Consider the following 13560-nt stretch of genomic DNA (forward strand, 5'->3'; position numbering starts at 1 on the left):
GCACGGCTTTTACGCATGACGATCGCTTCGATACAGCAGGATACGCTCAGGGCAAAGCGACTCCGGCAGGCAGGACAATTTGCAGAGGCCAAGCGTCTTTATCTTATTGTATTGCAGGCGGATCCGACTCATGCCCAAGCGAATGACGGGATGGGGGGCGTTGAGCTGGCGCTTGGCAATCCGGCTGCCGCACTGGGATTTTTTATGGCAGCCCTCGAGTCGGATCCGGTTTGCAGCCAATACTGGATCAATTACATCGAGACCTTGTTACAACTCGGTCAGTTGGACGCCGCGCGCGAAGTGCTGGCGCTGGCTGTGCAGCAGGGGATGCACGGGGCGGCGCTTGACGCCTTGATGTTGAGATTGGACGGTCGTGCACACCCGCTTGATGCGCTGACGCCACTCGCCGATTCGAATGTTAAGGTTGAACCACCTTCGGATCAGATCACTGAATTGCTGACGCTATTCTCCGAAAAAAAATACGCTGACGTGCTGCTTGTTGCCGGAAAAATGACGGCTGACTATCCGCTATTCGCCTTGGGCTGGAAGATGCTGGGGGCGGTGTTAAAGCTGACGGGGTGGCATGAAGCGGCGCTGACGGCGATGCAAACCTCGGTGGTGCTGTCGCCGTTTGATGCGCAGGCGCAGGGCAATTTGGGTGTTGCATTCAAGGATTTGGGGCGGTTTGAAGAGGCCGTGGCGAGTTTTCGGCAGGCGTTGCAGATTAATCCTGATTATGCGCAGGCGCATTGCAATTTGGGGGCGACGCTCAAGGCGCTCAACCGACCTGCCGATGCCGAGGCCAGTTACCGCAAAGCCTTGCAATTGGCGCCCGATTACGCTGAAGCGTACAGCAATCTCGGGATTGTGCTGCAGGCGTCGGGGCGCTGGGCTGATGCGGAAACCTGTTTTGTGCAGGCTTTGCAATTGAAGCCGGATCTGTTGGAGGCGCGCAGCAATCTGGGGCATCTTTTTCTGGAGAACGGTCGATTCTTGGATGCCGAAACGTGTTACCGGCAGGTATTGCAAAGTGCGCCTGATAACGCCGAGGCTCACAGCGCGCTAGGTAATGTGTATATGAAATTGGACAGGCTCGATGAGGCGGTTGCCTGTTTCCGTCATGCGATCGAACTTAAGCCGGACTTTGTGGTGGCACACAGTAATTTGATTTTTGCGTTGGACCTGTCGGGTGAATTGACGCCGGCGACCTTGTATGAAGAGCGAAAACGATGGAATGCCGTACATGCGGCCCATTTAGATCCTAGTCGGCCTCACTTGAATGTTGCAGACGCTGAACGACGCTTGCGGATAGGCTATGTGTCAGCGGACTTCAAAGCGCATTCTGCCGCTTATGCGTTTGGAAATATGCTGGTTAATTTTGATGCGGGGTGCTTTGATGTCATCGCCTATTCTAATACGCTGGTAGAGGATGACTTAAGTTTGGTTTTTCAGCGTGCGGTAACGGGCTGGAGAAACATTGTCGGACTGTCTGACGAAGCGGTTGCCTGCAGGATACGCGAAGATCAGATCGATATTCTGGTCGATTTGTCAGGACATACGGCGGGAAATCGTTTATTGGTGTTTGCTCGCAAGCCGGCGCCCATTCAGATTTCAGCGTGGGGGTATGCAGCGGGTACGGGGTTGTCTGCGATGGATGTTTTATTCTCAGACCGCGTGGTGATTCCGCCCGCGGAGCAGGCATTGTATAGCGAAAAAATCAGCTACTTACCCAGCTTGATTTGTTCCTTTATGCCGTTTAATTATCCTGCGGTGAATGAACTGCCTGCGTTATCGGCCGGTACGGTCACGTTTGGTTCGTTTAACCGTTTAGTCAAAAGCTCTGAGGCGGTGTACGCGGCGTGGGCGAAGATACTGCTGGCGGTTCCGGGCAGCAGGATGATATTAAAAACGCATGAACTGGATGATGCCGTGGTGAGTGCCCGGGTCGCGGGATATTTTGTGCGGGCAGGGGTTGAGGTTGGGCGTATCGTGTTACAGGGCAAGACGTCAAGAGAGGCGCATTTGGCCGCATTTAACCAGATCGATATTGCGCTGGATCCTTTTCCTCATGGGGGGGGGATGACGGCGATCGAAGGGCTGATGATGGGGGTGCCTGTTATTACGCTTCGCTGGCCAACGATGGTAGGGCGTGTCTCAGCATCAATCATGACGACACTGGGTTTGACGGACTGGATCGCGCAAACGCCGCAGGAGTATGTTGATATGGCCGTTCAGAAGGCGGCCAATTTGCAATCGTTGTCGGCGCTCAGGGGGCGCTTGCGGGGTATTTTTTCAACATCCATAATCGGTGACCAGCAAGCTTATGTTCGTTGTGTTGAACAGGAGTACCGGCGGTTATGGCGTGAATGGTGTGTACACCAATCGGCGGGTCAGTAACTTTTAAGTTTATCATCTATGTCTACCACACCGAGCACAGTGCACTATCTGAATCAAGCCGTCGCACAGCAATTAGCTGGCGAGTTTGATGCGGCCGAACGCAGCTATCTTGAGATATTGCGGCTAGATCCGCAGCATTCGGAGGCTCAGCACAATATGGGGGTGCTGCTGCTCAATCGGGGGGCGTCGGACGATGCACTGCTGTATTTACTGGCGGCACTGGAAATAGAGCCTTCGCGCGGACAATACTGGATCAGCTATATCGATGCGCTGTTTAAGGCAGGGCAGAGGGAAGCGGCGCAGCAGGTTCTGGAACTTGCCGTACAACAAGGGCTGCAGGGCGAAGAAGTCGACGCGCTGTGTTTTCAGGCGCAGGAGATCGCGCCGTATTCACCCGTGTCTGCGGGTGTACCATCGTCTCAGGAACAGCAGACGCTGCTGGCGCTGTTCAATGCAGGGCAGCAGTCGGAGGCTGCCGTGCTCGCTCGTCGGATGACGCTCGCTTATCCTTCGTTCGGCGTGGGCTGGAAAGTGCTGGGTGCCGTGACGGTGAGCGATAAAGAGGCGCTTATCCCTATGCAGCAGGCCGCATTGCTTTGTCCCGATGATTTTGAGGCGCATTACAATCTTGGCTTGATACTTCAGGCGTTAGGACAGTTAGATGAGGCTGCCGCCAGCTATCGGCGGGCATTGCAGTTGAATCCTGATTATGCTCAGGGTTATAACAATCTGGGCGTCACGCTGCAAGAACTGGGGAAGTTCGAAGAGGCGGAAGCCAGTTACCGGCGTGCCGTTTTGATCAAGCCGGATTACCTCAATGCGTATCACAATTTGGGTATCGTGCTGCAGTGCCTCAGTCGTTTCGATGAGGCTGAAGCCATTCACAGAAAAATATTGCAACTCAATCCCGATTACCCCGAAGCGCATTGCAATCTTGGTATCGTTCTACTGAGTTTGGGGAAAAATGATGAGGCCGTAAAATGCTTTCGTCGCGCACTGCAACTCAAACCCGATTTTGTTGTGGCGCACAGCAATCTGATTTTTTGTCTGGATATGGCGTCGAGCGCCGATCTGTCTGAACTTCTACAGGAAAGAAAGCGCTGGGATGAGCGGCATGCAGCCCGTTTTTTGCAGGCAGCTCCTCATAGCAATACGCGTTCCCCGGATCGCTTGCTTCGAATTGGCTATGTATCGGCGGACTTTAGAAATCATTCCGCATCCAAGGCCTTTGGCGCAATGCTGACGCGGTATGACAGGAGGCAGTTTGAAGTATTTGCTTATTCGAATTACAAGGGTGAGGACGACCGATACACCCGGTTGTTCAGGGAGAACGTAACCGGCTGGCGAAATATTTCGGCGATGTCTGATGAGGCGGCGACGCAGCTGATCCGGGATGACTTGATCGATATTCTGGTGGATCTGTCCGGACATTCCGCGGGCAACCGCTTGCTGATTTTTGCGCGTAAACCCGCTCCCGTGCAGATTACCGCCTGGGGCTATGCCGCAGGCACAGGAATGCGTGCGATGGATGTTTTTTTTACCGATAAAGTGATCGTGCCGCCAGAGGAACAAAGGTTTTACAGCGAAGAAATCAGATATTTACCCAGCGCGCTGGGATCTTTTTTCATCGACCCTTTTCCCGATCTAAATGAATTGCCCGCCTTGAACCTCGGGAGCATTACCTTTGGTTCCTTTAACCGTCTGGCAAAAATCTCAGGGCAGACTTACCGTATATGGGCTCAGATTTTGCTGCAGGTTCCGGGAAGTTGCTTGATACTCAAGACGCCGGAGTTGAATGAACGTTCTAATCGCGAACGAATTTTAAGGTATTTTGAAAATGCGGGGCTGACCGCCGACCGGATTGTCATGTTGGGGCGCTCATCGTGGTTTGAACATATGCGGGCCTACCAGCAGGTCGATATCGCGCTTGATCCGTTTCCGCACGGCGGTGGCATGACCGCGATGGAAGGTCTGATGATGGGGGTGCCTGTCATTACCTTGAACTGGCCGATACTGACGGGCAGGCTGTCTTCATCGTTGATGACGACGCTGGGGCTGCAAGATTGGATAGTACAAAGTGAGGATCAGTATCTGGAGTTAGCCATCAAAAAATCCGCTCAGTTGCGGCAACTCTCTGCGTTGCGCCAGACATTGCGCGGTCTGTTTAGCGCATCAATTATCGGTGATCAGGGGGCTTACACGCGGGTTGTCGAGCAGGAATACCGCGCGCTGTGGCGTGAATGGTGTGCATCTAACGGTGAATCGAATTGACCCTGCGCATCGGCATCGACTTTGATAATACGCTGGCCTGTTACGATCAGGTTTTTACTGCTTTGGCGCGCGAACTGAATCTCATCGACCTGTCTGAAGTTAAAACTAAGCAAGAGATCAGGGCGCAGGCCAGGTTGCGCGACGAACGGTTGTGGCAGCGCATGCAGGGGATGGTTTACGGGCAGCGCATGCAACAGGCCGAGCTGTTTTCGGGTGCGGCTGAATTTTTGTCCCACTGTGCGGCGAATCGGGTTGATGTGTACATCGTCAGCCACAAGACGCGCCTCGGGCATTTTGATGAGACTCAGACCGACTTGCGTGAGGCGGCCCGCTTATGGATGCGTCATCAGGGATTTTTCGACCGCTATGCCATCCTCGAAGAAAATCTGTATTTTGAATCAACTCAGTCTGACAAGATTGCGCGTATCAACAGTTTGCAGTGCGATTTTTTTATCGATGATCTGCCGGAAATTTTGCATCACCCCGAGTTGGCGCACTCCATTAAAAAAATCTTGTTTAACAGCAATGCGGCTGCCGCGGATGTGACAACGTGCGCCAGTTGGCGGGAGATTAGGGCGGTGATCTTTGGAAGCTGAATTTATAAAAATTGCGGAAGCCTTAAGCGGGCGACGCGTCGAGCAGCTGCTGCTGTGCAAGAGCGGTAGGAATAGCCGTGTCTATAAGGTGGTCTGCGGTGATGATGTGTATGCCCTGAAGAGCTATCCGCCTAAAAATTCCGATCCTCGAGACAGGTTCGGCACCGAAATTCGTGCGCTCAATTTTTATCAGGACAACGACAATCCGTATACGCCGAAGCTGCTGGCGCTGGGCGATTCCTGCGCGCTGATGGAGTGGATAGAGGGGCGTCTTGTTATCGCCCCCGATGCAAAAGACATCGATCAGGCGATCGATTTCATTCGTCTCACGCATGCCGCAGTGAACAAGGGTGGCGAGGTGTTCGGGTTGGCCTCAGAACCCTGTCTGTCTGGTGCGGATCTGTACCGGCATATTTCAGTGCGACTTGAAAAACTCATCGTGTTGCCGGAATTGAAGTGCTACCTTAGCTCTGAAATCCTCCCCTTGCTCGAACGCGCACGGAGGCATGCCGAACATGCGGCATTTACGGCGGCACTCCCCAAATCGAAACAAAGTCTGATCCCTGCCGATTTCGGTTTTCATAACGCGATCAGGACGGAGAACGGGCGGCTGCGTTTTATCGATTTTGAATATTTTGGCTGGGACGATCCGGTCAGACTCACGGCGGATTTTTTGCTGCACCCGGGGCGCGCACTGGACGCGCAGTGCGCGAATCAATTCCGTTCGGCAATGATCTCCCTGTTCCAAACAGATGAATATTTCGAATCCCGTCTGTTAAACTTGCTGCCGCTGTATGCGATACGCTGGGTTTTGATCCTGCTGAACGAATTTCTGCCAGAACGCTGGGATGCAAGGGTTTTTGCAGGCGAGACCGCGTCCCATGCAGAAATAAAAGCGCAGCAGCTCAAGAAAGCCCGGCTTGCTGCCGATAAGGCTGTTGATAGCCTTAAACTACCCTGAGAAAAACATGCCTCTTGATGAACGTGCAATAAATTTGAGAAAACTGGTCGTGCGCGGTCTGGCGGGCGGCGGGCGCGGGCATTTGGGACCGGCGCTGTCACTGATAGAAATATTGCGCGTGCTCTACGACGATGTGCTACGCCATCAGCCTGACAATCCGCGCTGGCCTGAACGCGACCGCTGCATCCTGAGCAAAGGCCACGGCTGTCTTGCGCTTTACGCGTTGCTGGCCGATCAGGGCTATTTCCCTACCGAGGCTCTGGATGATTTTTGCAAGCGCAATGCGATGCTGGGCGGTCACCCTGAAGCCGGAAAAATCCCCGGGGTGGAAGCCTCCACAGGTTCTCTCGGGCACGGTATGCCCATCGGGCTGGGTATGGCGTTGGCCGCACGCATGGCGGGACGAGGCAGTAAAGTTTTTGTCGTCGTAGGCGATGGCGAAATCAACGAAGGCTCGGTCTGGGAGGCTGCACTGTGTGCCGGCAAGCACGCGCTGGACAATTACACCGTGCTGATCGATTACAACAAGATACAGGCGAGCGGGCCGACGGCTGATATTCAGGATCTGGAACCTTTAACCGACAAGTGGCGCAGTTTCGGTTTTGCCGTGACCGAGGTCAACGGGCACGATGTTGTGGCCTTGCGCAGAACCTTGACCTCGCTGCCTGCTGGCAAGCCTAATGTGGTGATCTGCCATACGGTCAAGGGCAAGGGCGTCTCTTTTGCCGAGAACAATCCCGACTGGCATCACAAGGCCAAGATAGGCGAGAAGGACGTGTTCGATATGTTGTCTGCACTGGATAGTTATCATGCGTAAAGTCTGTCTCGATACGATACACAGTCTGGCTCACCGCGATCCGCGCGTGGTGTTCATCGGCTCTGATTTGGGCGCCGGCGTGATGGATGAAATGAAGCAATCGCTCCCCGGGCGATTTTTCATGGAAGGGATTTACGAGGCCAATGTCGTCGGCATGGCGGCCGGGATGGCGATGGATGGCTTCATTCCTTACGTGAATACCATCGCGACCTTCCTGACCCGACGCGCGTTCGAGCAGGTCGCGCTCGACTTGTGTCTGCACAGGCTGCCCGTGCGTCTGATCGGCAACGGCGGGGGCGTGGTGTACGCGCCGCTCGGACCTACCCATCTGGCGGTCGATGATTTCGCGCTGATGCGGGTGCTGCCCAATATGACGGTGGTCGCGGTCAGCGATGCTGACGAGATGCGCCGTTTGATGGAAGCATCACTCGACTGGCCGGATCCGATCTATATTCGTCTGGCTAAAGGCGGGGATAAAATCGTCAGTTGCGAGGATGACGGTTTTGCGATCGGCAAAGCGATCGTGCGGCGTCGTGCCGCGACGTCAGGTCACATACTGTTCGCCACCACCGGGGTGATGACGACTCATGCGCTGGCGGCGGCGGAGAGTCTGGCCGCGCTCGGGATAGACAGCACGGTGCTGCATTTTCATACCGTAAAGCCGCTTGATGTGGATGCGTTGCTCGAACATGCAAAAGAGGCGTGTGCGGTCGTGACGGTCGAGGAACATTCGCTCATCGGCGGCTTCGGTTCTGCGATTCTTGAGGCCTTGAGCGATCAGTTGCTCAACATGCCGCCGGTTAAGCGATTGGGACTGTCGGATGAATTTGCCAGTATTTACGGCAGTCAGAACGATGTGCTCGAAGCGAGCGGACTGATGCCGGTTCAGATTGCGGACACCACTGCGCGGTTATTTAATGCGATTATTGAAGGAGCTCGCCGGTGAGCCAGCTATACAGCAATCTGAAGTTTTTACGCTATGCCGATCACATTGCCGCGTTGCACGATCAGCGCGTTGTCGCCCCCGTCCACATTCGCATCAAGCCGATGAATCACTGCAACCACGACTGCTGGTATTGCGCGTACCGGGTCAGCAATCTGCAGCTGGGCGAGGATATCGATTACAAAGACACGATCCCCAAGGCCAAGATGTTCGAGATCGTCGAGGACGTGATCGCGATGGGCGTTAAAGCCGTCACGTTTTCAGGAGGGGGGGAGCCGCTGCTCTACAAACCGCTGCCCGAGGTCGTCAAACGGCTGGCCGAAGGCGGGGTGCGGGTGGCGACGCTGACTAACGGCTCTAATTTGAAGGGGCGGGTGGCTGATGCGTTCGCCGAGTACGGTACCTGGGTTCGGGTGTCCACCGATGCGTGGGATGATGCCAGTTTCGCCAAATCGCGCGGCATTAAAGAAGGGGAGTTCACCCAGTTGCTGGAGAACCTTAGCCGTTTTTCGGCGCGCGGATCCAAATGCGTGCTGGGGGTGAGTTTCATTGTCGATGAAACCAACTGTACCCATTTATATGACGCCTGCCTGCTGCTCAAAAATGCCGGTGTGAATCATGTGAAGTTTTCCGGTGTGGTGGTGAGTAATTCCGGTGAGCAGAACAATGTCTATCACGCGCGGATCAGGGACGTTGTGACCGAACAAATCGAGCGCGCCCGCACGCTGGCGGACGAAAAATTCTCTGTCATCAATCATTATCACGATCTTGACGATCGTTTCGAGAAAGCTTACACGACCTGTCCTTATCTGATGTTCCTGACGGTGATCGGTGCAGATTGTAAGGTGTATACCTGTCAGGATAAGGCGTTTACCGTTTCGGGCACCTTAGGTTCGATTGCCGAACGCAGTTTTCGCGACTTCTGGTTTTCCGAAGAAAACCGTCGCCGTATCTTTGAACTCAACCCGTCCAAAGAGTGTACGCATCACTGCGTCTCGCACGGCAAAAATCTGGCGATCGCCGATTTGCTTTCGATCGATCCTGATCACGGTGCTTTTGTCTGATGTCCCGCGTTAACAAAGCCACGGGCCGCCTGCTCAATATCGTCACGCCGCTGCACCAGCTGACGCGCCGTGACTATCTGGCGCGGATGACAGACGACAAGGTTGCCTGCATGAAAATGGCCAAACAATACGGACAGGACTACTGGGACGGCGACAGGCGCTATGGCTATGGCGGTTATAAATACATGCCAGGGCGCTGGAAGCCGGTCGCCCAAGCTTTGATTAAAACCTATGGTCTGGGGCCCGGGTCATCGGTGCTGGACGTGGGCTGCGGCAAGGGGTTTTTGTTGCACGAGATGCTTTTGTTAGAGCCGGAACTCAAAATCTGCGGTTTTGATGTGTCCTCTTATGGCATCGAATGCGCGAGCGTCGAGGTGAAACCTCATTTGTTCTTACATCAGGCGCAGCAGCCTTATCCGTTTGCGGATCAGCAGTTCGATCTGGTAATTTCGCTGGGTACGCTGCACAACCTGCAGCTGTTCGATTTGAAAGCGGCACTGACGGAAGTTGAGCGGGTAGGTAAAAATGCTTATGTGATGGTCGAGAGTTACCGCAACGAGCAGGAGCTGTTCAATCTGGAGTGTTGGGCGCTGACTGCGGAATCGCTGTTTGATTTTGATGAGTGGGTCTGGCTATACGGCGAGTTCGGTTATCGCGGCGATTACGAGTTTATCTACTTCGAATGAGCGGTTCTTCGATGCCAAAAAAAATAATCATACTGGGGCATTCAGGGTTTATCGGCTCGCGTCTTGAGCAGATGTTGTCCGTATCGGGTCGCTGGGAGGTGATCGGACGCTCGCTGCCCGAAATTGATCTGACGGATCCGGTGCAGGTATTGCAGCTGGTGCCCTATATGACGCCCGATGCGACGCTGGTGCTGGCCGCGGCCGTCAAGCGGCAGTTCGGCGATACGCTGGAGGTTTTTCGGCAGAACATGGCTATCGTCGAAAATGTCTGCCGTCTGTTGGCCTTGAACCCCGTTGGACGGGTGATTTTCATGAGTTCTGCCGCCGTTTATGGCGAGGAGACCGAAAACAGGTGCATCAGTGAGCAGACGCGGGTGAATCCGACCTCGTATTACGGCATCAACAAATACACCGCCGAATGCCTGTTAAAAAAAGTCTGTGCAGACAAAATGTCGCTGGTTTGTCTGCGACCGCCGCTGATTTACGGGCCGGGGGATTCCGGAAAAACTTACGGCCCTGCTGGGTTTGTCGCTGCTGCGATTGAGTCACAGCCTGTGACCTTGTGGGGCGATGGCACAGAGTTACGAGAATTTATCTACATCGATGACATCTGCCGTCTGATCGAGCATCTGGTGGATCACCCCTTTATGGGCGAACTCAATGTCGTCAGCGGGATGCCGTATTGCTTTGCCGATGTGATCGCCATCCTGAAAAAAAGCCTGCCGACGCTTGCGGTGGCCTCACGTCCGCGCAGCAAGCAAAAGGCCGATAATGCATTCGATCATCAAAAGATACGCGCGTTGCTGCCTGCTGATTTCAGGTTTACTTCGCTGGAAACAGGCGTGCTCGCCATGCTGGAGATGCGTGCATGAGGACTGAACCGTTATCCGGCGAATTGCTGATCGATTTCGGTCTTCAGCCTGTTTCCAACCGTTTTTTGCATCCGGAAAGCGTTGATGTTGTGCCGCATTTTTCGCTGCAATTGCGTATTGACGCCGATACCGGCCTGATCCATCTGGGTACGCCGTTTCCCGTTGAGGCGCTGAAGCCGCGCTACGACTGGCTGACCTGTTTTGAGCCCGAGGATCATCTGGATGATCTGGCATGTCAGCTGGTTGCGTTGCCGGGGATTACACGGGATTCGGTCTTTGGCGCTTACAGTTTTAAGGATGATTCCATGCTGCGTCGCCTGGAGCGGCTAGGATATGCAAATACCTGGCGGATCGACCCGGCACAGGATCTGGCGCTCAGTGACCCCTGTGCAAACGTTGAGACCTATCAGCGTGAGTTAACCACCGCGCGTGCCCTCGACATCGTGGCGCGGCGCGGGCGGTGTGACGTGATGATTGTGCGGCATGTCGCGGAGCATGCGCATGATTTGCCCGCCTTTATCGATGCCATCAGAGTGATGGTGAAGCCTCGTGGTTATATCGTCTGGGAAGTGCCCGATTGCGAGCGGGTACTGATGATGGGCGACTGCACGACCGTCTGGGAGGAACATCAGTACTACTTTACAAGTTATACCTTCAAACGTGTGCTGCTTGATGCCGGATTCAAGGTTGTGGACTATGCCTCGGTGCCTTATGTGCTGGAAAATTCGCTGGTGGCGATTGTTCAGGAGGGGCGAGAACCCGCCCGTTCAGACGATTCGGTGGCCGTTGCAGCAGAAATCGAGCGTGCCCAATATTTTGTGCAAAAAGTACACGCACGTTCTATCGCGGTACACAATAAACTCGAATATTGGCGACGTACGCGAGGAGAGATCGCCCTGTTTGGTGCAGGGCACTTGTCCTGTGCTTTTTTGTCGCTGATGGAGGTGTCGCCGCTTATTTATTGTGTGATCGATGACAATCCCAATAAGAAGGGCTTGCAGATGCCTGTCGGCGGATTGCACATTGCAGGTTCCGAGGTGTTGAATTCGGGCAGGATGGGCGTCTGTCTACTGGGATTGAATCCGCTCAATCAGGATCGTGTGATTGTTAAGCAGGCGCAGTTTGTCGATCAGGGCGGGATATTCGCGTCGATTTTTCCCGGTAGTGCGTTGGATTTGGAGTTAAGGTGATGATAAAAGTCCGCAAAGAGAACGATGAAGTGCTGTATCCGGAAGACGATCTGGTTCTTGTCAGCGCACAGGATCTGGATGAGCTCAAGCGGCGGGCTTCGTTGAATCCGCGCCGGCGGATCAGGCTTTGCGCGCATCGTTCGCCTGATGATCGCTTGCATGAAATGGTGATCGTACATATGCGGGAATGTTATGTCCGGCCGCATAAGCATCTGGACAAAGCTGAATCGATGTTGATACTCGAAGGCGAAGTGGATGTGGTGCTGTTTCATGAAGACGGCTCATTGCGCCAGATCATACAGATGGGCGCGCCCGGTACGGGCAAGATTTTTTATCAGCGTCTGTCCAGTTCGGTTTATCACTGTCTGTTGATTCGCACGGAATTTCTGGTGTTCAACGAAGTGATCGAAGGTCCGTTTATCCGTGATAACACCGTGTTCCCCGCGTGGGCGCCGGTGGAGGATGCACCTGCAGAATTCAGAGCACGGATTGATGCGTTAATTCAAAGCAAGGAACAATAACTATGAGCGATCAGTTGATCCGGCACGATACACACTGCCGTTTATGTGGCGGCAATCGGATTGCAACGGTTTTTAAGCTTGCCGACACGCCGATGGAAGATCAGTTTGTCATCGGCCCGCTCGAACAGCCCTTTTTCCCGCTTGAACTGGCGTTATGCGAGGATTGCGGTTATCTGCATCTGCCCCATATCGTCAGTCCTGAGGCGAGTTATACCGATTACGTTTACGTCAGCAGCCTCACGGTCGGACTCACGCACCATTACGATCAGTATGCGCAGAAAATAATTAACGATTGGGCTGTGCCGGCCTCTGCGCTGGTTGTCGATCTGGGCAGCAACGATGGCTCTATGCTGGCGTCTTTTAAGCGGCAGGGCATGCAGGTGGTAGGCGTGGAGCCTGCCGCTAGTATTGCCGCGCGGGCCAATCAGGCCGGACTTGAAACGGTCAACGATTTTTTCACCGCGGAGGTTGCGGCGAACATTACCGGAAAGTATGGTAAGGCCAGCATCGTCACGGCAAACTACATGTATGCCAATATCGACGATGTGACCGAATTCACCCGTTCGGTTGCCCGGCTTTTGGGGCCTGATGGCATTTTTGTCGTCGAAACGGGCTACCACCCGGAACAGATGAAAATCAGGATGTTCGATTACATCTATCACGAGCATTTTTCTTATTTTACGGTCGAGGTGCTGCAGCATCTTTTTGCCGCCTCGGGGCTTGAATTGATTCATGCTGAGAAGACAGCGCCTAAGGGCGGATCGGTCCGGCTGGTCGCGCAGCTCAAGTCGGCGCGCAGATCCGTCGATCCGAGTGTCGGGGAACTGATCGGGGAAGAGCATGCCAGCGGGATGCGGGATGCGGAAACCTACCGGAAATTCGCACGCGAGATTGCGGATGCGAAACATCAGTTGCTGAGCCTGCTTATGGGATTTAAAGCCGCCGGCAAAAAAATTGCAGGATTTGGCGCCTCCCACAGTACCACGACACTGATCTGCCATTTTGGCCTTGCGCCGTTCATCGATTATCTGGTCGACGATAACCCGGTCAAGCAGGGGCGATATTCTCCCGGTTTTCACCTGCCGGTTTTTTCAGCCGATAAGCTCATAGCGGATCAGCCGGATTACGTGATTATGCTAGGCTGGCAACACCGGCACAGCATCATGGCAAAACATCCATTGATGAACGGCACGCAGTGGATCATTCCGCTGCCTGAGCTTCAGATCGTCTAGTCCTATGGCA

12 protein-coding genes are annotated in these 13560 nt (G+C 54.2%); all 12 read left to right on the top strand.

The window, feature by feature from the left end; translation table 11 throughout:
* Window positions 1-15 precede the first annotated feature (15 nt).
* From GALF_RS05390 to GALF_RS05445, 12 genes are read left to right on the top strand one after another with little or no spacing between them, the layout of a single operon-like run.
* The gene (locus GALF_RS05390) at window positions 16-2397 is read left to right on the top strand and encodes a tetratricopeptide repeat protein (protein ID WP_013293052.1); all 2382 of its coding nucleotides are present in this window, start codon (window positions 16-18) and stop codon (window positions 2395-2397) included.
* A gap of 18 nt (window positions 2398-2415) precedes the next feature.
* Window positions 2416-4668 (top strand): O-linked N-acetylglucosamine transferase family protein, encoded by a 2253-nt coding sequence (locus GALF_RS05395; protein ID WP_013293053.1) that lies wholly within the window; start codon window positions 2416-2418, stop codon window positions 4666-4668.
* Window positions 4665-5264 carry an HAD family hydrolase gene (locus GALF_RS05400; protein ID WP_041937985.1) on the top strand — a complete coding sequence of 200 codons (600 nt, stop codon included), beginning with the start codon at window positions 4665-4667 and terminating at the stop codon, window positions 5262-5264. The genes GALF_RS05395 and GALF_RS05400 overlap by 4 nt, the downstream gene beginning before the upstream one ends.
* On the top strand, window positions 5254-6225 hold the full coding sequence (locus GALF_RS05405) for an aminoglycoside phosphotransferase family protein (RefSeq protein ID WP_041937986.1): 972 nt from the start codon (window positions 5254-5256) through the stop codon (window positions 6223-6225). Before GALF_RS05400 ends, GALF_RS05405 begins: the two co-directional genes overlap by 11 nt.
* A 7-nt stretch (window positions 6226-6232) precedes the next feature.
* A complete protein-coding gene (locus GALF_RS05410; RefSeq protein WP_013293054.1) occupies window positions 6233-7042 on the top strand; it encodes a transketolase in 810 nt (269 codons plus the stop codon).
* On the top strand, window positions 7035-7988 hold the full coding sequence (locus GALF_RS05415) for a transketolase family protein (RefSeq protein WP_013293055.1): 954 nt from the start codon (window positions 7035-7037) through the stop codon (window positions 7986-7988). The genes GALF_RS05410 and GALF_RS05415 overlap by 8 nt, the downstream gene beginning before the upstream one ends.
* The gene (locus tag GALF_RS05420) at window positions 7985-9049 is read left to right on the top strand and encodes a radical SAM protein (RefSeq protein WP_013293056.1); all 1065 of its coding nucleotides are present in this window, start codon (window positions 7985-7987) and stop codon (window positions 9047-9049) included. The genes GALF_RS05415 and GALF_RS05420 overlap by 4 nt, the downstream gene beginning before the upstream one ends.
* Window positions 9049-9735 carry a class I SAM-dependent methyltransferase gene (locus GALF_RS05425; protein WP_013293057.1) on the top strand — a complete coding sequence of 229 codons (687 nt, stop codon included), beginning with the start codon at window positions 9049-9051 and terminating at the stop codon, window positions 9733-9735. The genes GALF_RS05420 and GALF_RS05425 overlap by 1 nt, the downstream gene beginning before the upstream one ends.
* An 11-nt stretch (window positions 9736-9746) precedes the next feature.
* Window positions 9747-10607 (top strand): NAD-dependent epimerase/dehydratase family protein, encoded by an 861-nt coding sequence (locus tag GALF_RS05430; RefSeq protein WP_013293058.1) that lies wholly within the window; start codon window positions 9747-9749, stop codon window positions 10605-10607.
* On the top strand, window positions 10604-11797 hold the full coding sequence (locus GALF_RS05435; protein ID WP_013293059.1) for a methyltransferase domain-containing protein: 1194 nt from the start codon (window positions 10604-10606) through the stop codon (window positions 11795-11797). The genes GALF_RS05430 and GALF_RS05435 overlap by 4 nt, the downstream gene beginning before the upstream one ends.
* A complete protein-coding gene (locus tag GALF_RS05440) occupies window positions 11797-12318 on the top strand; it encodes a WbuC family cupin fold metalloprotein (protein WP_013293060.1) in 522 nt (173 codons plus the stop codon). Before GALF_RS05435 ends, GALF_RS05440 begins: the two co-directional genes overlap by 1 nt.
* 2 nt (window positions 12319-12320) lie before the next feature.
* Complete coding sequence (locus GALF_RS05445; protein ID WP_013293061.1) at window positions 12321-13550, top strand: class I SAM-dependent methyltransferase; 1230 nt, start codon at window positions 12321-12323, stop codon at window positions 13548-13550.
* Window positions 13551-13560 lie beyond the last annotated feature (10 nt).

The sequence above is a fragment of the Gallionella capsiferriformans ES-2 genome (assembly GCF_000145255.1).
GTDB lineage: Bacteria > Pseudomonadota > Gammaproteobacteria > Burkholderiales > Gallionellaceae > Gallionella > Gallionella capsiferriformans.